Raw genomic sequence first — 24342 nt, 5'->3', positions numbered from 1 at the left:
CAAGAGCTATGCCAATGTCTGGCAATTGTCGACCAGCGGACATAAAGAAACCCGCAGTCCTGACGGGCTGCGGGTTTCTCTTCATACGAGGGCAACAAATGACTGCCCGGTCGTTTTTTCAATCAACTCAAGCTGTTACATCCGCACTCACTCTTTGTGCGGCGCGGGTTGCTGTTGGGTAAGGCAGTGAATATTGCCGCCCCCCAGTAACAGTTCGCGACCCGGCACCATCACCACTTCATGTTGCGGGAACAGGTTCTGCAGGATCTCGCGCGCCGGGGCGTCCATCGGGTCGTCGAAGCTTGGCGCGATGATGCCACCGTTGACGATCAGGAAGTTCACGTAGGAACCGGCCAGGCGCACGCTCGGGTTGCGCTCCTGAGTGCCGTCCACCGGGTCCACGCCAGCGCATTCTTCTTCGGTGGCAAACAGCGGCCCCGGAATCGGCATCTTGTGCACCGTGAACGGGCGGCCCTTGGCGTCAGTGCTGCTTTCCAGCACTTTCATCGCGGCCTGGCAGCGCGGGTAGTTCGGATCCTGCGGATCGTCAGTCCAGGCCAGCAGCACTTCGCCCGGACGCACGTAGCAGCAGAAGTTATCCACATGGCCGTCGGTTTCGTCGTTGAACAGGCCATCCGGCAGCCAGATGATCTTGTCCACCGACAGGTTTTCACTGAGCACCGCTTCGATTTCTTCGCGACCCAGGTGCGGGTTGCGATTGCGGTTGAGCAGGCATTCTTCGGTGGTGATCAGGGTGCCTTCGCCGTCGACGTGAATCGAGCCGCCTTCGAGCACGAAGCCTTCGGTGCGATAACGCGGGCTGCGCTCGATTTCGAGGATCTTGCCGCCGACCTGGGAGTCGCGATTCCACGGCGAATACAGGCCACCGTCAAAACCGCCCCAGGCGTTGAAGTCCCAGTTCACGCCGCGCACTTCGCCGCTGTTGTTGATCACGAAGGTTGGACCACTGTCGCGAACCCAGGCGTCATCGCTGGACATCTCGACCACGCGGATATTCGGCACGTCGAGGCGAGCACGGGCGTTTTCGTACTGGCCGGCGGACACCGCCACGGTGACCGGCTCGAAACGTGCGATGGCCTTGGCCACGGCGGCGTGAGCGGCCTGGGCCGGCTTGCCGCCCAGACGCCAGTTGTCCGGACGCTCGGGCCAGATCATCCAGGTCTGGGTTTGCGGTGCCCATTCGGCCGGCATGTAGAAGCCATCGGCGCGTGGTGTGCTTTTCAATGTGGTCATGTCGATCAGACTCCAGGGAACCGTCGAGGGTTTTCAACGCGCCGTACAGGGATGGACGACGGACTATGGCGACTTTATAAACGATAAATATCGGCTTTAGAAGCAAGTAATGAAAAACAATCGGAATTAACCCCTTAAAATACCGATACAAATCGGTATTCGAAGGTTGCGGATCGTTTCAAAGCCCTTCTTCAAGCACCTTCGCCAGCATGTCGACAAAGAAATCCACGCTCTGACGCGAGGTGACCATCGGCGGTTTGATCTTCAGAACGTTCAGGTAATCGCCGGTCGGCTGCATGAAGATCCCCAGCTCGCGCAGGCGATCACACAACAGCATGGTTTCCTCGGTTGCCGGCTCCAGGGTTCCCCGATTGCGGATCAGCTCGACCCCCAGATAGAACCCCGAACCGTGCACTGCGCCGACCAACGGATATTGATCGATCAGCGCTTCCAGCCGCGCCTTGAAATGAGCGCCGACCACCTGGGCGTTTTCCCAGAGCTTTTCTTCTTCCATGACATCGAGCACCGCCATGCCGATCTGGCAGCTCACCGGACTGCCGCCGGCGGACGAGAAGAAATAGCCCTCGGCCTCCAGCGCCTCGGCGATTTCCCGGCGGGTGATCACCGCGCCCAGCGGCTGGCCGTTGCCCATTCCTTTGGCCATGGTGATGATGTCCGGCACTACGCCTTGCTCTTCGAAACCCCAGAAGAAATGGCCCATACGGCCATAACCGACCTGCACCTCATCGGCGATGCACACGCCGCCACGGGCGCGCACCAGTTCATAGACTTTTTTCAAGTAACCCGGCGGCAGCGAAATCCCGCCCGCATTGCCGTAGACCGGCTCGCAGATGAACCCGGCCAGTTGGCGTTTCTGCTCATCAATCTTCGCCAGATGATGCTCGACGCTGCGCACATAATCCGGCGCCGAATCCGCGCCGCGAAACTCGCCGCGATAGGTGTTCGGAGCAGTCACCGCATGCACCCAGTCCGGGCGACTGCTCAGGGCTTGCGGGTTATCGGCAATCGAGGTCGAGACCGCGTCTGCGCCGACCGTCCAGCCGTGATAGGCCTCCAGCACGCTGATCATGTCGCGGCCACCGCTGGCGGCCCACGCCAGGCGGATCGCCAGGTCATTGGCCTCGCTGCCGCTGTTGACCAGGAACACCCGATCCATGCCCTCCGGCGCCAGCTTCAACAAGCGTTCGGAGAACTCGGCGACGGCTGCATAGTTGAATCGCGAGTTGGTATTGAGCAGCGACCACTGGCGGCCCGCGACCGCCGCCATGCGCGGGTGACCGTGGCCGAGCACCGCGACGTTGTTGAGCATGTCGAGGTAGGAACGGCCCTGCATGTCGATCAGGTGATTGCGCCAGCCGCGCTCGATACGCGGCGGGTCGACGTAATAGTGTTTCTGGGTGCGGGCGAAACTGGCGTCGCGGCGCGCCAGCAGAGTCGCCGCGTCCAGCTCCGGCTCGGCGTCGCAGGCCAGGCCCAGCAGTGCTGCCGGCGAGGGGGACAACGCCTGCCACGCCAACGCGCGTGATGGTGTACAGAACAGCGGCGCTTCCAGCTGTGCGCCGCGAATCAATTGCACGATCAACGGACCGTCCACCGAACCCAGCACCTGACCTTTCACCAGCGCCGCGCCGCCGTGCAACGAAGGTTTCACGCCCCACAGACGCAGGCTCAGTTGCGGGCCGTCGAGTCGCAGCGCGCCGTCGGCCGACAGGTGCAATACGCCAGCGAACGGCGCCTCCACCGTCGAACCTTGGGGTACATGCAATTCGACGTGCAGCGGGAACGTCTCTGGCTCATCGGCGCTGTCGAGCCGAGTGCGGGACAGACGGTATTGTCCATAGCGACTGGCCGCCAGACCATGGATGGCAGCGGCCTCGCTCAACAGACGCTGATCGATGCCAGGCTGCTCCCAGTTGCCCGCCTCGAAGTGGGCGCTCAACACACCCAGATCGATCAACGCGAATTCGCGCCCGACCAGATCGGGCAACAACGGCGCAAAACCTTCACTGTCGATGGCCGGCAATGTCTGGCCGACCGCCGTAAGAATCGCCGCCTCCATCAAGGCCAGCGGCACCGAGGTGGCGACCCGGAAGATCTCCCATTCATGGGTCAGGTTGTCGCGGCTGTAGGTGTTGCCCGGATCGATACTGACCTGTTGCTCGCCGCTGAGCACCAGCACCGCGGCCCGCGCCACGATCAGCGGCCACAGCGCCAGCAGTTCTTCGTGTTGCAGCGGATTGACCACGTGATAGGCCTGCACGGCCGGCAGGATCACGAACGGGTCGCCGGCGGCGTGATGCAGCAATGCGGCGCAGGTGACCGACAGATCGGTGATGCGCCAGGTGCGCACCAGGTCGCCGAAATCGATAACGCCCTGCAACTGCCAGTGCCGTCGGGCGTCACGCTGCCAGACCACATTGTCGTCGGTGATGTCCATGTGGATCGCCTGTACCGGCAGCTTTTCCAGCAGCGGCTGCAAACGAAGCCTGGCCTGTTCGGCAGCCTCGGCGATCAGCGTGCGTTGGCGTTCGTCTTCGATGACCGGCAGCAGGTGCTCGATCAGTGAACTGGCGTGGCGCGCGTCCCATTGCAATGTGCGCTCGAGCCCCGGATGGTCGAACCCGGCCAGGGCCAGATCCATTTCGCCGCAGAGCCGGCCGAACCCGGCAACAACCTCATGGCCAAGATGATCGAGAGCCGTCAGTGGCTGGCCCTCGATGTAATCGAGCAGCCGCACATGCACCGATTCGCCCTCGACGTCCAGGGTCAGCAGGTCTTGGCCGTCCCTGGCCGGGATGACCCGGGGAACGTGGACATCGCAGTGTTCAGCCAGATATTTCAGGCCAGCATGCTGGGCTTGCAGCTCGACCAGCGAATAGTCGCCCCGGCAGATTTTCAGCACGAACCGCCCACGCTCGCTGTCGACCCGGTAATTGAGATCCTGCTGGCTGCCCAAGGCCTGCAACGTGCCGTTCAAGTCGTAATGCTGCGCCAGCAGATGCCGGGCCTGCTCCAGCGAAACCTGAGGGCTGGGCAAACTGGCGCGATGAATCAACGTGGCGAACGACATGGAACGACCCCTGAAATTTTATTAGGCGCCTATATCGCCATTGCTTCGGGCGATAAGCAACCCCCAGACCATCCGTCCCCCGACAGGTTGCGAAGCAGGGGGATTTGCATGCCCCTCTCGCACCCACCGGTACTTTGCGCAAGAATGTCGGCCATTCAAACCTGCCACCGGAATACCCATGAATGTAATCCCCACTGACCTGCCTGGTGTCCTGATCATCGAACCCAAGGTGTTTGGTGATGAGCGCGGGTTCTTTTACGAAAGTTTCAATGCCAAGGCCTTTCAGGACGCCACCGGCCTCGACACGCAGTTTGTGCAGGACAACCACTCGCGCTCGCAGAAAGGCGTGCTGCGCGGGCTGCATTACCAGCTGGAAAATACCCAGGGCAAACTGGTCCGCGTCACCGCCGGCGAAGTCCTCGATGTCGCCGTGGATATTCGCCGCAGCTCGCCGCATTTCGGCAAGTGGGTGGCCGTGCACCTGTCCGCCGACAACCATCGCCAACTGTGGGTACCGGAAGGTTTTGCCCACGGTTTCGTGGTGCTGAGCGAGTTCGCCGAGTTCCTCTACAAGACCACCGACTACTACAACCCGTCGTCCGAGCGCAGCATTCGCTGGGACGATCCGGATCTGGGCATCGACTGGCAGCTGGACGAAGCGCCAAAACTGTCGGCCAAGGATCAGGCAGCCGGCCTACTCAAGGACGCCGACGTCTTTTCCTGAAGTCCTGTGTGAATCTTCAGCGCCGCTGCACACCCGGCCACGGGTGCGCAGACTGCGCCTGCAAGCCTAGGCATAATGCGCCTGTACCCACAGGCGCTCGATGCTCATGACTCCGACCCTTCCCCGCCGCCCTCGCTGGCGCAGCCTCGCCCTGCTGGCCCTGTGCCTGGCACCGTTGCTGTGGCCGCTGGAACACCTGGCCGAGCGCTATTACCGCAGCGAGCTGGCCGGTCAGAATCGCCAGACCCTCGACCTCTACGTCGCCAACCTGTTGGGCACGCTGCATCGCTATGAAGTGCTGCCGCAAATCCTCGGCGACCTGCCCGCGCTGCGCGCGGTACTCGGGGCGCCGGACGACGGCGTGACCCAAGGCAACGCCAACCGCCTGTTGAAAAACATCGCCGCGCAGACCGGCGCCGAAGTCATGTACCTGATGGACACCAACGGTCAGACGCTCGCGGCGTCGAACTGGGACAAACACGACAGCTTCGTCGGGCGTAATTTCTCTTTCCGGCCGTACTTCAGCGAGGCCATGGCCGGCCGCCTCGGGCGCTTCTTCGGTCTGGGCACCACGTCCGCCAAGCGCGGCTATTTCTTCGCCGCAGCGGTGCGCAACGGCGAAAAAATCATCGGCGTACTGGTGATCAAGGTTGACCTGGACCACACCGAAAGCCTGTGGGGCAAAACCCCGGAACAACTGCTGGTGACTGACCACAACGGCGTGGTCATCCTCACCTCGCGCCCGGAATGGCGTTTTCGCGCGACCCGCACTCTGAGTGATACCGAGCGCGCGGCGATCGCCGCAATCCAGCCCTACCCGACCCGCGAGCCACGCCCGCTGAACCTGAGCCCGACCGCGTGGTTGCCGCAAACCCAGGAGATCGCGGAAACCGGCTGGAGCGTCAGCATCCTCGCCCCGCGCACCTTGATCGACCGACCGGTGCGCACGGTGGTGGCGATCGGCGGCGCCACCTTGCTGGTGGTGATGCTGTTGCTGGGCCTGATGATGCAGCGTCGTCGTCATTACCTGGAACGGATCGCCTTTGAAGCCAAGGCCCGACGGGAACTCGAAGGCCGGGTTGCCGAGCGCACGAGTGATCTCGAAGGCCTCAACCGCCGACTGAAACAGGAAGTGCTTGAACGCGAACAGGCCCAGCAGGAACTGGTGCGGGCCCAGGACGATCTGGTACAGGCTGGCAAGCTGTCGGCGCTGGGGACGATGTCGGCGAGCATCAGCCACGAACTCAACCAGCCGCTGGCGGCGATCCGCAGCTACGCCGAAAACGCCGAAGTGCTGCTCGACCACGAACGCACCGAAGACGCACGAGGCAACCTCAAACTGATCAGCGAGCTGACCGGGCGCATGGCCTCGATCATCGCCCACCTGCGCGCCTTCGCCCGCCGCGACCGCCACGCCCCGGAAAGCGTCGCCCTGCAACCGGCGCTGGACGACGCCCTGGCGTTGCTGGCCAAACGTCGCCGCAGCATGGACGTTGAACTGATCCGCGACCTGCCGGCCGCCACCCTGTGGGTCGAGGCCGGGGAAACCCGTCTGCGCCAGGTACTGGGCAACCTGCTGGCCAACGCCCTGGACGCCCTGACCGAAAAAGGCCCGCCGCGCAAATTGTGGCTGAGTGCCGAATCCACCGACGAAGGCGTCAACCTGTACATTCGCGACAATGGCCCGGGTTTCTGCATGGAAGCACTGGGCCGTGCCAGCGAACCGTTTTACACGACCAAGACCCGCACTCAGGGTCTGGGTCTGGGGTTGGCCATTTGCGAAACCCTGATGCGCGCCTTCGGCGGTGAACTGTCGTTCGCCAACCACAAGCAAGGTGGCGCCCTGATCACCCTGCGGCTGCGCGCCGGCGCGCCCGGGGTCAGCCTGCAACCGTCCGAGGATCGAAGCGCATGACCATCGACAACCGCATTCAGGTGGTGCTGATCGACGACGATCCGCACCTGCGTCAGGCCCTTGGCCAGACTCTGGATCTGGCCGGCCTGAAAATTCTTCCGCTGTCCGAGGCCAAGGGTCTGGCCGCGCAACTGGAGCGCGACTGGCCGGGCGTGGTGGTCAGCGACATCCGCATGCCCGGCATGGATGGCCTGGAACTGTTGAGCGAGTTGCACGCTCAGGATCCCGAGTTGCCGGTGCTGCTGATCACTGGCCACGGCGATGTGCCGCTGGCCGTGCAGGCCATGCGCGCCGGTGCCTATGATTTTCTGGAAAAGCCCTTCGCCAGCGACGCCCTGCTCGACAGCGTGCGCCGCGCCTTGGCTCTGCGCCGTCTGGTGCTGGACAACCGCAGCCTGCGCATGGCCCTGAGTGATCGCAACGAGCTGAGCGCGCGGCTGGTCGGCCAGTCCGCACCGATGTCACGCCTGCGCGAGCAGATCGGCGCACTGGCGGCGACCAAGGCCGATGTCTTGATCCTCGGCGAAACCGGTGCCGGCAAGGAAGTCGTCGCCCGCGCCCTGCATGATCTTTCGAGTCGGCGTAACGGCCCGTTCGTGGCGATCAACGCCGGGGCGCTGGCCGAGTCGGTGGTCGAAAGCGAATTGTTCGGCCATGAGCCCGGCGCCTTCACCGGCGCGCAAAAGCGCCGGATCGGCAAGTTCGAATTCGCCAATGGCGGCACGCTGTTCCTCGACGAAATCGAGAGCATGAGCATGGACGTGCAGGTCAAACTGCTGCGCATGTTGCAGGAGCGAGTGGTCGAGCGTCTGGGCGGCAATCAGTTGATCCCGCTGGACATCCGCGTCATCGCCGCCACCAAGGAAGACCTGCGCCAGGCCGCCGATCAGGGACGTTTCCGTGCCGACCTGTATTACCGCCTCAACGTGGCACCGCTGCGCATTCCACCACTGCGTGAACGGGGCGAAGATGCGTTGATGCTGTTCCAGCATTACGCCGACGAAGCCAGTACCCGTCATGGTCTGCCACCGCACGAACTGCAACCGGCGCAACGGGCGTTGCTGCTGCGGCATTCATGGCCAGGCAACGTGCGGGAATTGCAGAACGCGGCGGAGCGCTTTGCCCTCGGCCTGGAATTGGCCCTGGACAACACGCAGCCCGATGGCAGCCCCGGCACCACCGTCGAGATCACGGCAGGAGGGCTCAGCGAGCAAGTGGAAAACTTCGAGAAATCCCTGATCGCCGCCGAACTGGCCCGCTCTCACAGTTCCGTGCGCAGTCTGGCCGAAGCCCTGGGTATTCCGCGCAAGACCCTGCACGACAAACTGCGCAAGCACGGGCTGAATTTCGCGGGCAGCGGCGGCCATTCGGACGAATCCGAATGAACTTCACTCAATTCACTTTTCTGCCGCAAGAGGTCCGGGCATGAAGCACGACAGTCGTTATCTGGAATCCATTCTTCATCACGACATCCCGCTGACCCGGGACATGGGCCTCAAGGTACTCGACTGGCACGAGCAGCAATTGCGCCTGCACCTGCCGCTGGACGCCAACGTCAATCACAAGAGCACCATGTTCGGCGGCAGCCTGTATTGCGGCGCGGTGCTGGCCGGCTGGGGCTGGCTGCATTTGCGTTTGAAAGAGGAAGGCATCGAAGACGGGCACATCGTGATTCAGGAAGGGCAGATCAGTTATCCACTGCCGGTCACCGGCGATGCCATTGCCATCTGCCCGTCACCGAGCGCTGCGGTGTGGAAGAAATTTCTGACGATGTATCAGCGCTACGGTCGGGCGCGATTGACGCTGCATACGCGAGTCGTCAATACAGGAAGCGATGAAGATGCAGTGACGTTCAGCGGGCAGTACGTTCTGCACCGCTGAAGACAGAACGCGCTTACGAGCGGGCGAGTTCGAGCAGCTTCGCCCGCCATGCGGCTTTCGCCGGCAACGCCAGGAAGAAACCGTTCAACAACGACTCCCGTGGTGGATAGCAGAACGCTTCGCCGCTCAGGTCCAGCACCTCGCCACCCGCCCCTTCCAGAACGCCCTGCGCTGCTGCCGTGTCCCACTGCGAAGTCGGTGCCAGACGCGGGTAACAATCGGCAGCACCTTCGGCCAGCAGACAGAACTTCAGCGAACTGCCGATGTTGGCCAGCTGCAACTCACCAAGACTGGCGCTCAAACCGGCCAGCAAGTGTTCCTGCTCCGGACTCGAATGGCGGCGGCTGGCGACCACGGTGAACGCTTCGCCAGGCCCCGGCACATCACGCACCTGAATCGCCAGCGGCGTACCGCCCGTGTCGCCGCGCCAGGCACCGAGCCCAGCTCCGCCGACGTAGAAGCGTCCGTTGGTCGGCATCGACACCACACCGAACACTACCCGGCCGTTCTCGATCAGCGCGATGTTGACGGTGAATTCTTCGCTGCCGCTGATGAACTCCTTGGTGCCATCCAGCGGGTCCACCAGCCACCAGCGCTGCCAGCCTGCGCGCACGCTTTGCGGGATGTCGGCGTCCTCTTCGGACAGCACCGGAATGCTCGGGTCCAGCGCCGTCAGGCCCGCCACGATCACATGGTGAGCGGCCATGTCCGCCGCCGTCACCGGCGAATCATCGGACTTGGCGGTGACGGCCACATCGGCACGCCAGAACGGCAGGATCGCCTCACCGGCCCGCAGTGCCAGTTCAACCACCGGCGCCATCAACGGATGGGGAAAATTCATCGGCATCTCACTCATGACTGGAAAAATCCGCGCTGGGTCAGCAGGTCGCGGGTCAGGTACAACGCCGCCAGGGCGCGTCCCTCACTGAAATTCGGATTCTGCGCCAGTGCCGACAGCTGTCGCAGATTGACTTTGTCTACACGCATCGGCTCGGGTTCGTCGCCTTCGAGACGCTCTTCGTACAGGTCGGTGGCCAGCACCACCTGGATTTTCTGGCTCATGTAACCGGGGGACAACGACAATTCGGTCAGATGCTCCAGCTGTCGCGCGCCATAACCGGCTTCTTCCTTGAGCTCGCGCTCGGCGGCAGCCAGCACATCTTCGCCGGGCTCGATCAGGCCTTTGGGCAGCGACAGTTCATATTCGTCGGTACCGCCGCAGTATTCTTCGACCAGCACCGCGTGCTCGGCATCGAGCATTGCCACGATCATCACCGCGCCATAGCCGGCGCCCTTGCCGACCAGTCGCTCGTAGGTGCGTTCCACGCCATTGGAGAAACGCAGCTTCAGCTCTTCGACGCAGAACAGCCGGCTGGTGGCGACGATCTCGCGGGCGAGTACGGTGGGTTTCTGGCGCATGCAAAGCTCCTTGGCGTGAACGCGCTACTATAACGCGGCTTTTCCGATTGTTTGCGTCGGATATCCTTCTACCGCTCGAGACGTTGCCATGCCTTCATTACCGTGGTCCGACATCGATACCGTTCTGCTCGATATGGACGGCACGTTGCTGGACCTGCACTTCGACAATCACTTCTGGCTCGAACACTTGCCGCAGCGCTATGCCGAACTGCATGGCGTGAGCCGGGCCATGGCGGAAATGGAATTGCAGCCGTTGTTCGAGCGCCATGCCGGTCAGCTGCAGTGGTACTGCCTGGACTTTTGGAGCGCCGAACTGAAGCTGTCAGTTCGCGAACTGAAACGGGAAACCGCCCACCTGATCGCCCTGCGCCCGGACGCCGACACCTTTCTGGAAGCGATCAAACGAGCCGGCAAACGCGTGGTGATGATCACCAACGCACACCGCGATTCACTGTCGTTGAAGCTGGAACGCATCGAACTGGCGCCGTACTTCGAGCGGCTGATCAGCTCCCACGATTACGGTTTTCCCAAGGAGAACCCGCAATTCTGGGACGCGTTGCAGACCGACATCGACTTCGACCCGGCGCGCAGTCTGTTCATCGACGACACCTTGCCGATCCTGCGCAGTGCACGGAATTTCGGCGTGGCGCATCTGTTGGCCGTTAAGGAACCGGACAGCCGCAAAGGGCCGAAAGACACCGGGGAGTTTGCGGCGGTCGAGGATTATCGGGATTTGATTGCCGGGCTCTGATTACCGGGCTCTGAAGACTGCAGGAGCCGCCAAAGGCTGCTCCCGCAGGCATGTTGTTACTCGGGAATACGCAGCGTCTGCCCCGGATAAATCTTGTCCGGGTGTGACAGCAGTGGCTTGTTGGCCTCGAAGATCTTGTTGTACTGGTTGGCGTTGCCATACACCGCCAGGGAAATTGCACTGAGGGTGTCGCCCTTCTTCACGACCACAAAACGCGCCGCCGCCACAACCGGCCCGGTCACGGTGATCTGGTCATCGACGCTGCCGACACCGGCAATGTTGCCCACTGCCAGAAGAATCTTCTCTTTCTCTTCCTGGCTCGCCACTTCACCGGTAACGGTCACCTTGTCCCCGTCCACGGTTGCCTGGACATTCGGATTACCCAACCCGACCTTGCTGATGTGTTCCTTCAATTGCTCGCTGGCATTGGCGTTGCCGGGGGTCAGCAGGTCGAGCAGTTTCTCACCCGCTTCTTTCACAAAGCTCAAAAGACTCATGGCGCACACTCCTTGATTTGGGTTCCAGACGCCCAAGCCTAGACCACCCCGGACAAACCCGGTTCCAAGCCGACCAATGACCCTGCCGTCACTCAAGCGGTAGAATCGCCCACCCCTGCCAGCGCCCCGGAGCGAAGATGGACATCAAGCAGCTGAAATTCCTCATCGCCCTCGACGAAACCCGCCACTTCGGCCAGGCCGCCGCCCGCTGCCACATCACCCAGCCGACCCTGTCAATGCGCCTGCGCAGCCTCGAGGAAGAACTCGACCTGCCACTGGTCAACCGTGGCCAGCGCTTCGAAGGGTTCACCGCGCCGGGGGAACGGGTGCTGGCCTGGGCACGCACGGTACTGGCGGCCTACGACGGCTTGCAGGCGGAAGCGGCGGCCTGTCGCGGCAATCTGATCGGCACCCTGCGCCTGGGCGTGGTGCCGTTGTCGAGTTTCGATGCACTGCCGTTGATGCAACGCCTGCACGCACAACATCCAAACCTGCGCTTCGAACTGTCCTCGCTGAGCTCCGAACAGGTTCTGGAGCAACTGGCGAACAACCGCATCGACATTGGCGTGTCTTACCTGGACCGCCTCGACGGCGAGCGGTTTGAATCCCTGGCCTTCAGCGAAACGCAGATGGGCCTGCTCTACGACCAGCGATTCTTCAGTTTTGGTCAGGCGCCGCTGAGTTGGGAATCGCTGATCGAACTGCCACTGGGCATGCTCACCAGCGGCATGCATTTTCGCCAATCCATCGACCATAACTTCCACAGCCGTGGCCTGACGCCGCAGCCGTTACTGCAAACCGACGCCGTTCACCAATTGTTGCAAGCGGTGCACGGCGGCTTGTGCTGTGCGGTGATGCCACTGGACGGCGGCCTGGAAAACCTGACCGATCATCTGCGCCTGCAACCCATCGAAAACGCCCAGACCCTCGCCCGACTGGGCCTGATCATGCGTCGCGGGGCACCACGATCGGCGCTGGCCGAAGCCTGTTTCGCGCTTTATCAAAAATCACCCACGGACACTTGATCGACGGCATCTATCGAGGGATCGACACTAGCGATTAGACGCGACATCTTGCCGCGCCTAGTCTTAACGTTGATCAATCCGTCGGTGATGCCATGAACGCCAAGCGCCCGGCCTGCGCGGCGCCTGCTCTCGAAACGCCCGCGCCAGCCGCCAGTCAGACCTACAGCTACAGCGATCTCCCCCTCGCGGAATCGGCCAGCACCGCGCTGGCCGAAGAAGTCGCGTTGGCGATTGCCTACAACGGCATCAGTCAGGCCGTGATGCTGGTGACGCCGACCGACCTTGAAGACTTCATCGTCGGTTTCAGCCTCGGCAGCGGCATCATCGAAGACGCCTCGGACATCTACGACCTGCAATTGACCGGCTCGGGCTCGGCGCAATATGCGCAAGTGACCATTGCCAACCGCGCCTTCTGGAACCTCAAGCAGCAGCGGCGGCAACTGGCCGGCACCAGCGGTTGCGGACTGTGCGGCGTGGAAGCGGTGGAGCAGGCGCTGCCTGACCTCAAGGTCTTGCCCGGTGCACCTTTGCCGCCCGCCGAATGGCTCGATGGTTTGCGTCAGCGTATCGGCGCATTCCAACCGCTGGGTCAGCATTGCGGCGCAGTGCACGCGGCGGTGTTCATGAACGCCAGCGGTAAATTGCTGCTGGGCCGCGAAGACATCGGCCGGCACAACGCCCTCGACAAGCTGATTGGCGGTCTGATCCGGCAAAAGATATCCACAGCCGGCGGCCTGGCAATTGTCACCAGCCGTTGCAGCCTCGAATTGATCCAGAAAGTCCTGCGGGCCGGGATTCAGACCCTGGTCAGCCTGTCCGCGCCTACCGGTCTCGCCGTGCAATGGGCGCGACGCCACAACCTCAATCTCATCCACCTGCCGCAGAAAAACGCGCCGCGGGTGTATAGCCCAGAAATGGAGAAACACCCGTGAGCCAACATCATCAAGCCGACCAGAAACCCGTTCCGCGCTACAAGCCTTACAAGGGCCCGGCCGGTGGCTGGGGCGCCCTGATCAGCGTGGCCCAGGCCTGGCTGACCAGCGACAACGCGCTGAAAAACCTGCGCATGATGCTCAAGACCAACCAGAACGGTGGCTTCGACTGCCCGGGCTGCGCCTGGGGCGACTCGCCGGAAAGCGGCATGGTCAAATTCTGCGAGAACGGCGCCAAAGCGGTGAACTGGGAAGCGACCAAGCGCCGGGTCGATGGCAAATTCTTCGCCAAACACAGCGTCACCTCGCTGCTGGAACAGAGCGACTACTGGCTTGAATATCAAGGTCGTCTGACCGAACCGCTGGTGTATGACGCCGAAACCGACCGCTACAAACCCATCAGCTGGGACGATGCCTACGCGCTGATCGGCAAACACCTGCAAGCGCTGTCGAGCCCGGATCAGGCCGAGTTCTACACCTCGGGCCGGGCCAGCAACGAAGCGGCGTACCTGTATCAACTGTTCGTGCGCGCCTTCGGCACCAACAACTTCCCCGACTGCTCGAACATGTGCCACGAGGCCAGCGGCGTGGCCCTGGCGCAGAGTGTCGGCGTCGGCAAAGGCACCGTGACCTTCGACGACTTCGAACATGCCGATGCGATTTTTGTCTGGGGCCAGAACCCCGGCACCAACCACCCGCGCATGCTCGAACCGCTGCGTGAAGCAGTGAAGCGCGGTGCCCAGGTGGTGTGCGTCAACCCGCTGAAAGAACGCGGCCTGGAACGCTTCCAGCACCCGCAGCATCCGCTGGAAATGCTCACCAACGGCGACAAGCCGACCAACACCGCGTATTTCCGCCCGGCGCTGGGCGGCGACATGGCGGTGTTGCGCGGCATGGCCAAGTTCCTGCTGCAATGGGAGCGCGATGCGCAGAAGGCTGGCGCACCGGCCGTGTTCGATCACGATTTCCTCAATGAACACAGCATCAACGTGCTCGAGTACCTCGGTGTTGTCGACGACACGCCGTGGGAGCAGATCGTCGAGCAGTCCGGCCTGACCCTGGTGGAGATCGAACAGGCGGCGCGCATGTACGCCAAAGGCAAGAACGTGATCATGTGCTGGGCGATGGGCATCACCCAGCATCGCCACTCGGTGCCGACCATCCAGGAAATCGCCAACCTGATGCTGCTGCGCGGCAACATCGGCAAACCCGGCGCCGGTCTGTGCCCGGTGCGCGGCCACAGTAACGTGCAGGGCGACCGCACCATGGGCATCAATGAACGTCCACCGGTGGCGTTCCTTGATTCCCTTGAACGCCGCTTCCAGTTCAAGGTGCCACGTCACAACGGGCACAACGTGGTCGAAGCGATTCACGCGATGGCCGAAGGTCGCGCCAAGGTGTTTATCGGTCTGGGCGGCAACTTCGCCCAGGCCACGCCGGACAGCCCGCGCACCTTCCAGGCCCTGAGCAACTGTGACCTGACCGTGCAGATCAGCACCAAGCTCAATCGCAGCCACCTGGCCCACGGCAAGGACGCGCTGATCCTGCCGTGCCTGGGTCGTACCGACATCGATATCCAGACCGAAGGCCCCCAAGCCGTCACCGTGGAAGACTCGTTCAGCATGGTGCACGCCTCCAACGGTCAGTTGCAGCCGCTGTCGAACCAGATGCGCTCCGAGCCGTCGATCATCGCCGGCATCGCCGCCGCGACCCTGGGCAGCAAACCGGTGGACTGGAACTGGCTGGTGGCCGACTACCGGCGCATCCGCGAACTGATCGCCGACACCATTCCGGGCTTCAAGGACTTCAACGAGAAGGTCAAGAACCCGGGTGGTTTCTACCTCGGCAACAGCGCCGGTGCACGCAAGTGGAACACCACGTCCGGTCGGGCCAACTTCAAGCCGAACATGCTGCCCAAGGACCTGATCCACGAGCGCACTCGCGCCACCGGCAAACTGCCGGATCTGATCCTGCAATCGATGCGCTCTCACGATCAGTACAACACCACGATTTATGGTCTCGACGATCGTTATCGCGGGGTGAAGGGACAGCGCGATGTGTTGTTTGCCAACGAAGCCGACATCATCCGTCTGGGCTTCAAGCCGGGACAGAAGGCTGACATCGTATCGCTGTGGGACGATGGTCGCGAGCGCCGGGTGAAGGGCTTCACGCTCTTGGCGTTCGATATTCCTGCAGGGCAGGCAGCGGCTTATTACCCTGAGGTGAATCCGTTGGTGCCGTTGGAGAGCACCGGCGATGGCAGCCATACGCCGACGTCGAAGTTCATTGCCATTCGCCTGGAAGCGGCGAGTGAAACGGGGTTGATCATGGCCAAGTCGGCCTGATACGGCGCCTGCTCGCGAAAAGCGGCAGCCGATTCAATGATCCTTTCCTGCACGAGCACTTTTCGAACGCCCACAAAAAAGGCCGCTTTGTGATCAAAGCGGCCTGTCCGAAGTAGTTAAAGACCGGCGAAAAACCGTTAAGTTCCGCCCAAAAATCAGCAACTTGCAGAATTGTATACAGGTCGTGCTATTCGTCGGATTTCGATTGTCACGCCCATTGCAGAGCCTCAGGATCGCGCCGTCATCCCTTTGAGGCTCCTCTATGAAGTTCTCCTCGATTCTCTTGTTGTCCCTTGGCCTGGTCAGTGGCTTCGCTTCTGCCGGAGGCACCACCGAAGCAGGTGTGGGCGGCGCATTGGGCGGGGTTCTTGGCTCGGTCGTCGGTCAATCGTTAGGCGGCAGTACAGGTTCAACCATCGGCGCAGCCCTGGGCGGCGCGGGTGGTAGTGCGGTGGGCGCCGACAAGCGCAGCCGTGGTGAAGCAGCCATTGGCGGTGCGCTGGGCGCAGCCGGCGGCAACGTGGTCGGCCGCAGCATGGGCGGCACCACCGGCAGCCTGATCGGCGCAGCGGCCGGCGGCGGCGCGGGTGGCGCGCTGGGCAACTACATGGGCAACAAGAGCGATGACGATGATCGTCATTACGATCGTCGCCATGATGATCGTCGCTACTACCGTGACCGTCACCCAGGTCGTGGCCATGCCTATGGCCATCGCAAGCACCACCGCTACTACCGCGACTGAGGCCTGGCCTCTTTAGCCGATACATCCAGATCGCAGCTCCCCCGGGCTGCGATTTTTTTTGCCTGTCACATCGCCAGGCGTTCCAGCGCTTCGCGCAATCGGGTTGGAATCGACACCGGCTGATTGGACGCCCGGTCGACAAACACATGCACGAAGCGCCCGGCGGCACAGGCCTCGTCTTCTTCGGCCTTGAACACCGCCAGCTCGTATTGCACCGAACTATTACCCAGCTTGCCTACCCGCAAGCCGATCTCGATTCGATCCGGAAAAGCGATCGACGCGAAGTAGTCGCAGGACGAACTCACCACAAACCCCACCACCTCGCCGTCATGGATATCCAGCCCCCCGACCTGAATCAGGTAGGTGTTCACCGCCGTGTCGAAGAAGCTGTAATAGGTGACGTTGTTGACGTGGCCGTAGGCGTCGTTATCGTGCCAGCGCGTGGTGATCGGCTGGAAGTGCGGGTAATCGCTGCGTTGCGGCATCGGGTTGGACATCAGTGTCGATTCCTGGAGTGATTTGCTCAGTCTAAAGATAAAAACCCTTGCCGCGCGCCGCCAGCTCGCCAATCACTGGCGCCGGCCGCCAGTGATCGCCCTGCCGGGTCTCCAGCGCCAGCAATCGCTTGTGAATGTCGGCCAGACCCTGATCATCCGCCCAGGCCATCGGCCCGCCTCTCTCTGCCGGGAAGCCGTAGCCATTCAGATAAACCTGATCGATGTCATGCGCCGACTCGGCAATCCGTTCCTGCAGGATCTTCGCGCCCTCGTTGACCAACGCCAGCAGGCACCGCTCAAGGATCTCCTCCGAGCCGATATCCCGGCGATGAAAGCCCAGCCCCTCGCTGACGCTCAACACCAGCGCATCGACCTCGGGATCATGCTCGGCCTGACGACTGCCCGGCTCGTAGTGGTAATAACCGTTGCCGGACTTCTGACCGAAGCGACCCAGTTCGCACAAACGGTTATCCACCTGAACCTCGGGTGCATCCTGCCCCTTGCCCGCCAGTTCACGGGCACGCCACTCGAGATCGATGCCGACCACGTCGTACATGCGAAACGGCCCCATGGCAAAACCGAAGCTCTGCAACGCCGCATCGACCTGATGCGGGTACGCCCCTTCGAGCAACATCTTGCGCGCTTCGAGCACATACGGATGCAGCATGCGGTTGCCGATAAAACCGTGGCAGTTGCCCGACACCACACTGACCTTGCCCATGCGCTTGCCCAGCTCAAGCGCAGCCTCAAGCACAGCCGGAGAAGTTTGTGCGCCACGGACGATTTCAAGCAATTTCATGATGTGCGCCGGGCTGAAGAAATGCAGGCCCAGCACTTGAGTCGGACGTCGTGTTGCGGCGGCAATGGCGTCGATGTCCAGCGCCGAAGTATTGCTCGCCAGCAGCGCCTCGGGCTTCAGCACGCCATCGAGCTCGCGGAAGATCTTCTGCTTGAGCTCAAGATTCTCGTACACCGCTTCAATCACCAGGTCGACGTTGCGGATTGCCACGTAGTCTGCCGCCGTGCTGACACGGGCAATCCGCGCATCGGCTTCGGCCTGATCGATCCGGCCCTGTCGCACGTTGTGCGCGTAGGTATCGGCCACGGTGGACAGCGCCTGTTCGAGCATCTGTGGATTGTTATCGACCCACTGCACTGATACGCCGGCGTTGGCCAGGCACATGACAATGCCGCGGCCCATGGTGCCGGCGCCGATCACGGCGGCCTGCTGAATAGCGAAGGATGTCTGGCTCATGTTGTTCTCTTGTTGGCGATCCGAAGACAGCCATCACCATAGTCAGCCACCGGGCATTTTTGAAGTTCATTGCCGTGATGATCGACATTCAGCAGATGGATTCGGAACTTCAAAGATGCGTCTGAGCCCAGGCCCGGACCTCGGCGTAGGGATATTCCTCAAGCGCCGCAAACCCGGAAATGGCCCGCGCCTTGAGCTTGGTAAACAACGGCACGCTGATTCCGCACAGAAACCGGGTCAATCGCTCGGCCGACGGAGCACTGCCGGTCAGTTGTTGATGCCTGTGGATAAATTCTCCACACAACGCCGCAAAATTTTTATCCACAAGCGCCGGCAATTCAGGAGGTGCCGGGAGCCGGGCGATGTGCCCGTGACACACCGAGCAATTTCCGCACTGCTGCGGCACATTGTGATCGCCAAAATATTCCGCCAGCCGATATCCGAGGCATCGCTCGGTGGCGAACAGCTCGAGCATGGCGTGAATCCGCGCCACTTCGGTTTGTTCATGGCGGGTGAAATAGTCATGCAGTTCAGCGCTCAGGGCCTGGCTGTCGAAATCGCCGCGCAGAACGTTGTAGACCTCGGTCATCTGCTTGCTCTCAAGCTCGACCCAGCCCTTTTCCTGGAAATAATCCAGCGCCTTCACCACCCGATTGCGCTCGGCTGAATATTGCTCGTACATCGCCTCGAAATTCACGGTGGCCCAGGTACGCGCGCGGCTTGAGGTCTGGATGATCGCGGCGACGAAATCCCTGCGTTCACCTTCGAAACGCTCGAGCAAAGCCTCGGGCTCCAGCAGGTATTTGAAACGGTACTCGGCGTAATACGCGTAGCGCGGTGCAATCAGTCTTCGCAACTCCAACTGCACCAACAACGTCTTCAAAGGTAACGCGCGAATGTTGCTCTGATCCGCCAGCGGCCCGAGCAGAAATTCCCATTGGCCTTCGGGCGCGGCGGCCTGCAACTCGTCGAGCACGTGACGAATGCCCTCCTGTTCCGGCGTGTCGCCATACACGAAGTTTTCCAGCACGTTGAGGCTGTCGCGGTTGGCCAGTACCAGACAATCAGACGGTTGCCCGTCACGTCCTGCACGGCCGATTTCCTGGCTGTAGTTTTCGATGGATTTGGGCAGGTCGAAATGCACCACATTGCGGATGTCGCTCTTGTCGATGCCCATGCCGAAGGCGATGGTGGCGACGATGCAATCGGACTGCCCGCCCATGAAGCGCTTCTGGATCGCGTCCCGTTGCTCATGGGGCAAACCGGCGTGATAAGCCTCGGCCTGAATGCCATTGCGCTCCAGATGTTCGGCAATCTGCTCGGCGGTTTTCTGCAGGGTCACGTAGACGATGCTCGGCTGACCTGCGCGCTCGGTCATCCACTCCACCAGACGCCGGCGCTTGTCCTGCCCACGCACCGGCTCGACCAGCAGATTGAGGTTGGGCCGGTAGAAACCGGTGGTCACCACATCGTCTGCCGCGATGGCGAATTTCGCTTGCATGTCGGCGATGACTTTTGGCGTTGCAGTGGCGGTCAGCAGCAGGGTTTGCGGGATGTTGAACTGGCGCTGGTAGTCCGGCAGCTTGAGGTAGTCGGGGCGGAAGTTGTGGCCCCACTCGGAGATGCAGTGCGCCTCATCCACCACCAGCAGCGAGATCGGAACCTGCTGCAAAAAGTTGCGAAAGCGCTCGTTCTTCAAACGCTCCACGGAAATCATCAGGATCTTCAGCTCACCCGAACGGGCGCGGGCCATCACGTCGTTGGCATCTTCGCGGCTCTGCGCCGAATCGATGCTGCCTGCGGATATCCCGTGCCGGCGCAAGAACTCGAGCTGATCCTGCATCAGCGCCAGCAACGGTGAGACCACCAGCGTCAGGTGCGGCAGCAAGAGTGCCGGGACCTGGTAACAAAGGGATTTGCCGGAGCCCGTGGGAAATATCGCGGCTGCCGAGCGCCCAGCGAGAACAGCGCTGATCGCGGCCTCCTGACCGGGTCGAAACTGTGGATAACCGAAAACCTGTTCCAGGGTGTTGTGCATTCGCTGTCACTCCGTTGACCGCTGTGATGCCAACAGCCTAGCGGGCGATCGCAGCGCGTCGAGAATAGGTCGGGGGTCAAATCGATACGGGATGATACAGCGTCGACGGCTCGGTCAAGGGATCAAACAAATGAAACACTTTGTTCATCGCCGTGTGAAGCGACCCGAGGGTAATGTCCGTCACGCCTTGAGCCAGGACGGCCCATGCGCATGGATTTTTACCAAGGAGTGAACATGTCGAACAACTTGAAACTGCCCCTCGCCCTGATCTTGGCCTCCCTGCTGCTGGGAGGCTGCACACCCTCTCCCGAAGACTTTCCGCCGATCCTGGCCAGCGCCGTGACCGTCACCGCAGCGCCCTCGACTTAACCCCCACAAGCGCTGTGTCAGGGCCGCAATACGGCTACCCGCAATTGCTCATCCAGTACCCGTTCATGCACATCGAGGCTCTGGCTCGCCCATCGTGCATGAGCCGGGCTGATATCGCCGGTGAAGGCTGCCGCCAGTTGACGCAAGTCGGCAACACTGCGCACCCGGGGGCAAAATGCTTTCTCGTCGCAGTGAGTGCTGGCATTGCGGTAGGTATTGAGCAAGCGATCCCACAGACCGTCGCGCACTTGTCTGATCGACTTGAGCTGTATTTGCTGCACGCCCAGTCGTTGCGTGAGTCTAGGTTCGTCCAGGGCTTCGCTCGCCAGCAGAGCCTTGCCGAAAACCAGCACCTCAGCGCGGGCAGCTGTGTCGATGTCAGCCTGAGTGGCGAGCGCGTCGGGCCAACCGGTGCGCTCCAGGTTGGCAAGCACCAACCCATTGCCCATGTCGGAGGCCAACGCCAAACGACAGCCACTCACCCACAGCAAAACGATCGAGGCCATTCGTAGCCACTGCATACCTAATTCCCTTTAAGCGTGTGTCGGACGTTTGGAAACGCCCTACGGATTCTGGCGCGCACCATACAGAGGTTTACTTTGAAACGCCTGATAATCACGTCGGAAAATTCGCTAATAAGGGTTTGGCTTTGAAAAACCGAAAAAACATGTAGGGCAAATGCCCATATCGTGGAAAAAACCCTTACGAAATCTGTCCATTGCGGCCGTCTTGTCCCTGCGGTCAGCCCCCTTCTATAGTGGCTGGCGCGACTGAAAACTCTGTGTCGGCTCACCGAAGCGACTTCGTAAGGGACACACCTTGATCATGAATATGTACAAACCGCTGAATACCCGTTTTCGCCCTCTCAAGACTTGCGACATTGAAAAACCGGTATTGGTTATCGACACCGAAGCAAAACCGGGCGACCTGCTCAATGCCGCCGATCAACGTCTGCGCGCCGCCAGCGATCTGCTGGAAACTCTTTACTGCTTGTGTTTCAAACAGGCCGATGTGAAAGATATTCCCAACATCGTCAATGCGCTTTATTTATTGACGCAAGACGGTTGTGACTTGCTGGAAGTTGCCAGACAACAAATAAATAACTAATACTGCCAGCCACACTTACAAAGTTCGCAACAACCCATCGCTTCCATTACAACAAAAACCGGAACTAGTCTGTCTGTTCTTACATCAACCAAGAGTAATAACATGACAACTCTGACTATTTTCTTCTGCGGTACAGGTTCGACAAAGTTTGATAATGCACACGTTAACTATTGGAATGGGGAATTGGTGTCCACACTGGCCTCTCACCACAACGGGCGCGAGTTCGCCGACTGGATCGTGGTCGACGGCCCCGGCACCAGCAACCTGCAAGCCGATGAACTGTTCACCCAATCCAAGGACTACGGCCTCAGTGGCACCTTGTTCGGCAAGGGCTGGGAGGAAAACGTCCAGCACGCGATGAACATCATCAAAGGCCAATGTGACTGGCAGCGCGAACAACTGACCGAAGCGGAATACAACCGCCTCAAAGCCGCCGGCATTCCGATTGAAGATGTAAAAGTCGAAGGTTCCTGGCTGTGGCGTAAATATAACTATGGCGATCGCAGCGTCACGCAACAGAAGTTACAGGAGCAAATTATCAAAACCTTTCGCAAGGACGGTGTTATTCCAACAAAAGTCAATCTGGTGGGCTGGAGCCGCGGCGGTATCAGTTGTCATATGCTGGCCAATGCCATGTTCAACGACAGTGCACTGAAAAACATTCCAGTGAATATCTTTGCTATCGACCCGGTGCCGGGCATCGGTAACTTTCAGGAACACCGGGTAAAGCTCAATAGCAACGTAAAAGAATATGTGGGTTTCTATGCGCGGGATGAGCGCTCCAAGGGTTTCAGTTGCGTCATTCCACAAACCGCGACCGGCACCAAGACCAGCATCTTCCCCATGCCCGGCCGTCACGCCACCCTGGTCGGCAACGCCTCCGCCGACGGCAACAGTGGTCCAAAAGTGCTGGCCGAACCCGGCCTCATCGTCCGTCACTTTGCCGAGGTCTGCCTGAAACGCTGGGGCACCGTCCTCGACAAAAACCTCAACCTCACCGATGCCGACCTTCGCAACCACACTGCCGCCATCGTCAACGCGGCGGCGAAATACAAGGCCATGGAAAAGTGTTCCTACACCTGGTTCACCGAACTGGATCAAGGCGAACGCTACGTATCGCTGGGCAGCAAAGGCGTGCCGTTCTCGACGGTGAAAGGCGGGATCTACACCCCGGCGACCGGGTTGACGACGAGTGTGCTGGATGTTGAGGCGTATCGGGCGATTCGTTGAAAACCGTGATTGATCTGTAGGAACGGCCTGCCCGAATCTGCATCCCGTTCCTACACGCGGCGGCGCCTTGTCTTCTATCGGCGCCAGTGGGCCGAAACCTATAGTTGTGACTGTCGCTGCCAATTCAGCGACTCGGGCTTGGTCACCCGAATGGAACATGCATTCGCGTCCGCTGTATGCTGCCGGCACTCAATTGCCAGCAGCGTTATGGTGGCTGTGTTTGGGACGCTTCCGAGCGTGCCGGGTATGTGCATGATCCTCACCGGTTGACCAACCCGAACACAGTCGCCTCCAGTCGCTTGGTCACGATGTGGTGGCTTCATTCGAAGCAATTGAGGATCTAAAAAATGAAATCATGGAACGAGCTCCACTCCAATCGCTACCGCCCACTCGACTCCAACCTCACCGACACCAAGCCCCTCGTCATCGACACCGAAGCCAACCCGCAAGACATCCTCGAATGCGCCGTCCAGCGCCTGCGCGCATCAAGCGACCTGCTGCAAACCCTCTACTGCCTCTGCTTCAAACACGCCGATGTCGAAGACATCCCGCACATCACCCACGCGCTCTACCTTCTCACCAAAGACGGCTATGACCTGCTCCAGGTCGCCCAGCAACGAATGCTCAACTGGAAAGCGCCGGCCTGACGGACTCCTCGGGCAGGCGTGTTCATGGCTAGAACTGCCTGCCTCTATCTCGAACACTGACGCTGACATCTCCGGCGCAAAACTTAAGGATCAGAATTTTGCAAACTATTATTGATTGCGTACGATGGGAGCCATTGTTCAACCAAGGGCTTGCCTTCATGACCACTGAAACCATTGATCACAGCACTCTCACGCGGCTGTTTGAGAACGGTTCGATCAGTAGCGCACATATCGTCGCCAAACCGGGTGGCTGGTCGATTCAGATTCAGCAAGGAAGCAAAGAATACTCACTGACCGCACAACGCAGTGGCCAGGTACGTCTGTTCAAGCGGCTTGAAACACTGGTGACCTACCTGCAAGGAGTGGGCATCAATCACTTCGATGTGGACGCCTCCAGTTATGACCCTCTTCAGATAAAAACCTATGCCCGCCCTGATCGCGCCGAAGCGATGAAACAAGCTCATGAAGCAGCTGCGTATGAAGAATGGGTCAAGCAACAGGTACAAATCAGCATTGATGACCCAAGACCCAGCGTCAGCGATGAAGACGCTCGCAGGATATTTGCCGCCAAACGGGATGCCCTTCGTCAGCGAGCACGTTGATGAGGTTGGTCTGGCGCCAAG

23 protein-coding genes are annotated in these 24342 nt (G+C 60.9%); 14 read left to right on the top strand and 9 right to left on the bottom strand.

What is annotated here, in order from left to right:
• Positions 1-147: 147 nt before the first annotated feature.
• Together aguA and ACEN93_RS18315 are read right to left on the bottom strand one after the other, a co-directional pair.
• Complete coding sequence (aguA, locus tag ACEN93_RS18320) at positions 148-1254, bottom strand: agmatine deiminase (protein ID WP_007952634.1); 1107 nt, start codon at positions 1252-1254, stop codon at positions 148-150.
• 178 nt (positions 1255-1432) lie between these two features.
• Positions 1433-4345 carry an aminotransferase gene (locus ACEN93_RS18315; RefSeq protein WP_495610347.1) on the bottom strand — a complete coding sequence of 971 codons (2913 nt, stop codon included), beginning with the start codon at positions 4343-4345 and terminating at the stop codon, positions 1433-1435.
• A 178-nt stretch (positions 4346-4523) separates the two neighbouring features.
• Between ACEN93_RS18315 and rfbC the strand changes: the two genes are divergently transcribed.
• From rfbC to ACEN93_RS18295, 4 genes are all read left to right on the top strand, one after another.
• On the top strand, positions 4524-5069 hold the full coding sequence (gene rfbC / locus ACEN93_RS18310) for a dTDP-4-dehydrorhamnose 3,5-epimerase (RefSeq protein WP_085667667.1): 546 nt from the start codon (positions 4524-4526) through the stop codon (positions 5067-5069).
• A gap of 106 nt (positions 5070-5175) precedes the next feature.
• The gene (locus tag ACEN93_RS18305; protein WP_495610346.1) at positions 5176-6984 is read left to right on the top strand and encodes a sensor histidine kinase; all 1809 of its coding nucleotides are present in this window, start codon (positions 5176-5178) and stop codon (positions 6982-6984) included.
• Positions 6981-8369 (top strand): sigma-54-dependent transcriptional regulator, encoded by a 1389-nt coding sequence (locus tag ACEN93_RS18300; RefSeq protein ID WP_490841168.1) that lies wholly within the window; start codon positions 6981-6983, stop codon positions 8367-8369. The genes ACEN93_RS18305 and ACEN93_RS18300 overlap by 4 nt, the downstream gene beginning before the upstream one ends.
• Positions 8370-8409: 40 nt before the next feature.
• Complete coding sequence (locus ACEN93_RS18295) at positions 8410-8865, top strand: thioesterase domain-containing protein (RefSeq protein WP_490841167.1); 456 nt, start codon at positions 8410-8412, stop codon at positions 8863-8865.
• A 13-nt stretch (positions 8866-8878) separates the two neighbouring features.
• On the opposite strand, the gene cysQ is transcribed toward ACEN93_RS18295, so the two are convergent.
• Positions 8879-9712 carry a 3'(2'),5'-bisphosphate nucleotidase CysQ gene (gene cysQ / locus ACEN93_RS18290; RefSeq protein WP_490841201.1) on the bottom strand — a complete coding sequence of 278 codons (834 nt, stop codon included), beginning with the start codon at positions 9710-9712 and terminating at the stop codon, positions 8879-8881.
• 5 nt (positions 9713-9717) lie between these two features.
• Complete coding sequence (gene nudE / locus ACEN93_RS18285; protein ID WP_085667664.1) at positions 9718-10284, bottom strand: ADP compounds hydrolase NudE; 567 nt, start codon at positions 10282-10284, stop codon at positions 9718-9720.
• Between the two features lie 88 nt (positions 10285-10372).
• On the opposite strand from nudE, the gene yrfG reads away from it, so the two are divergent.
• Positions 10373-11035 (top strand): GMP/IMP nucleotidase, encoded by a 663-nt coding sequence (gene yrfG / locus ACEN93_RS18280; RefSeq protein WP_163973854.1) that lies wholly within the window; start codon positions 10373-10375, stop codon positions 11033-11035.
• Positions 11036-11091: 56 nt separating this feature from the next.
• Here yrfG and lysM read toward each other — a convergent pair whose 3' ends face one another.
• Positions 11092-11532: a peptidoglycan-binding protein LysM gene (gene lysM, locus ACEN93_RS18275; RefSeq protein ID WP_039764611.1), complete on the bottom strand. Its 441-nt coding sequence runs from the start codon at positions 11530-11532 to the stop codon at positions 11092-11094.
• 137 nt (positions 11533-11669) lie between these two features.
• On the opposite strand from lysM, the gene ACEN93_RS18270 reads away from it, so the two are divergent.
• The 4 genes from ACEN93_RS18270 (at position 11670) to ACEN93_RS18255 (ending at position 16576) form a co-directional block, all read left to right on the top strand.
• Positions 11670-12557, top strand: coding sequence for a LysR family transcriptional regulator (locus tag ACEN93_RS18270; protein WP_039764610.1), 888 nt, complete (start codon positions 11670-11672; stop codon positions 12555-12557).
• A 92-nt stretch (positions 12558-12649) separates the two neighbouring features.
• Positions 12650-13489, top strand: coding sequence for a formate dehydrogenase accessory sulfurtransferase FdhD (gene fdhD / locus ACEN93_RS18265; RefSeq protein ID WP_163973852.1), 840 nt, complete (start codon positions 12650-12652; stop codon positions 13487-13489).
• Positions 13486-15834 (top strand): FdhF/YdeP family oxidoreductase, encoded by a 2349-nt coding sequence (locus ACEN93_RS18260; RefSeq protein WP_103385577.1) that lies wholly within the window; start codon positions 13486-13488, stop codon positions 15832-15834. Before fdhD ends, ACEN93_RS18260 begins: the two co-directional genes overlap by 4 nt.
• Before the next feature lie 262 nt (positions 15835-16096).
• Complete coding sequence (locus ACEN93_RS18255) at positions 16097-16576, top strand: glycine zipper domain-containing protein (protein WP_011331978.1); 480 nt, start codon at positions 16097-16099, stop codon at positions 16574-16576.
• Positions 16577-16641: 65 nt separating this feature from the next.
• Here the strand turns inward: ACEN93_RS18255 and ACEN93_RS18250 are convergent, their stop codons facing one another.
• The 3 genes from ACEN93_RS18250 to ACEN93_RS18240 all read right to left on the bottom strand — a co-directional run bounded on the left by ACEN93_RS18250 (position 16642) and on the right by ACEN93_RS18240 (position 20366).
• Positions 16642-17073, bottom strand: a complete 432-nt coding sequence (locus ACEN93_RS18250; RefSeq protein ID WP_039764604.1) for an acyl-CoA thioesterase — start codon at positions 17071-17073, stop codon at positions 16642-16644.
• Positions 17074-17104: 31 nt separating this feature from the next.
• Complete coding sequence (locus tag ACEN93_RS18245; RefSeq protein WP_495610345.1) at positions 17105-18328, bottom strand: 3-hydroxyacyl-CoA dehydrogenase; 1224 nt, start codon at positions 18326-18328, stop codon at positions 17105-17107.
• Positions 18329-18437: 109 nt separating this feature from the next.
• Positions 18438-20366 carry a RecQ family ATP-dependent DNA helicase gene (locus tag ACEN93_RS18240; RefSeq protein WP_495610344.1) on the bottom strand — a complete coding sequence of 643 codons (1929 nt, stop codon included), beginning with the start codon at positions 20364-20366 and terminating at the stop codon, positions 18438-18440.
• A gap of 234 nt (positions 20367-20600) precedes the next feature.
• Here ACEN93_RS18240 and ACEN93_RS18235 point away from each other — a divergent pair, with 234 nt between their 5' ends.
• Positions 20601-20735: a hypothetical protein gene (locus ACEN93_RS18235; protein ID WP_256574501.1), complete on the top strand. Its 135-nt coding sequence runs from the start codon at positions 20601-20603 to the stop codon at positions 20733-20735.
• Positions 20736-20752: 17 nt separating this feature from the next.
• On the opposite strand, the gene ACEN93_RS18230 is transcribed toward ACEN93_RS18235, so the two are convergent.
• Positions 20753-21256 (bottom strand): hypothetical protein, encoded by a 504-nt coding sequence (locus tag ACEN93_RS18230; protein WP_039764599.1) that lies wholly within the window; start codon positions 21254-21256, stop codon positions 20753-20755.
• Positions 21257-21560: 304 nt separating this feature from the next.
• On the opposite strand from ACEN93_RS18230, the gene ACEN93_RS18225 reads away from it, so the two are divergent.
• From ACEN93_RS18225 to ACEN93_RS18210, 4 genes are all read left to right on the top strand, one after another.
• A complete protein-coding gene (locus ACEN93_RS18225) occupies positions 21561-21842 on the top strand; it encodes a hypothetical protein (RefSeq protein WP_039764597.1) in 282 nt (93 codons plus the stop codon).
• A 102-nt stretch (positions 21843-21944) separates the two neighbouring features.
• Positions 21945-23072, top strand: coding sequence for a hypothetical protein (locus ACEN93_RS18220; protein ID WP_085667658.1), 1128 nt, complete (start codon positions 21945-21947; stop codon positions 23070-23072).
• A 347-nt stretch (positions 23073-23419) separates the two neighbouring features.
• Positions 23420-23719 carry a hypothetical protein gene (locus tag ACEN93_RS18215; RefSeq protein ID WP_039764593.1) on the top strand — a complete coding sequence of 100 codons (300 nt, stop codon included), beginning with the start codon at positions 23420-23422 and terminating at the stop codon, positions 23717-23719.
• Between the two features lie 158 nt (positions 23720-23877).
• On the top strand, positions 23878-24321 hold the full coding sequence (locus ACEN93_RS18210; protein ID WP_039764743.1) for a hypothetical protein: 444 nt from the start codon (positions 23878-23880) through the stop codon (positions 24319-24321).
• The last annotated feature ends 21 nt before the right edge of the window (positions 24322-24342 follow it).

It is taken from the genome of Pseudomonas sp. Pseusp21, from assembly GCF_059492145.1.
The sequence above is the reverse complement of the archived record's forward strand: the minus strand, read 5'-3'. Positions and strand labels throughout refer to the sequence as shown.